Genomic DNA, 633 nt, shown 5'->3' on the forward strand with positions numbered 1-633 from the left:
CCGGAGGTGTGCGCGGGCGTGGTAGCCCGGGCGAGGATGGTGGTGGCTGCCTGAAGGTCCGCGTGGTCTTGGTGGCCACATCTCACGCACTGGAATTCCGCTTGGCTCTTGCGGTTTTCCTTTACGCTGTGTCCACAGTTGCGGCACTCCAGACTGCTGTACGCGGCCGGCACCACGATGAGTGCGGTGCCGGACGCGGACATCTTGTGGTCGAGCCGCTGGGCGATCACACCCCAGCAGTTCGCGTATATCCCTTTGTTCAGACCGGCTTTCGCGGCTTTCCCGTTCGGCAGGTAGTGACCCTCGTTGTCGGGGTCGGGTTTAGGCTTCGGTGCCCGCACCATGTTGCGGGTCGCGAGTTTCTCCACGGCCACCACACCGTAAGTGGCAGCGATCCGCGTGGTGGTCTTTTCGACCCAGTCCCGGCGCCGATCAGCCACCTCGGCGTGCAGCCGCGCGATCCGGGCTTTCACCTTGCCACGCCGGACACTGCCTCTGCGGCAGCGGGCAAGCTGACGCTGCAGTCTGGCGAGCTTCTTCTGCTCGCCGCTACGCATGATCGGTGCCCGCAGCATCGTGCCGTCCGAGAGCGCCAGCGTGGTTTTCACGCCCCGGTCGATACCGACCGCGCGC

Annotated in this window: 1 protein-coding gene; it reads right to left on the bottom strand. The window is 65.7% G+C overall.

The window, feature by feature from the left end:
- Nucleotides 1–608 (bottom strand): RNA-guided endonuclease InsQ/TnpB family protein (locus AC5Y47_RS25650; RefSeq protein ID WP_499947063.1); only part of this gene is annotated, 608 nt, incomplete at its 3' end.
- Nucleotides 609–633: the final 25 nt, after the last annotated feature.

The sequence above is a fragment of the Mycobacterium sp. NGS22 genome, from assembly GCF_059813095.1.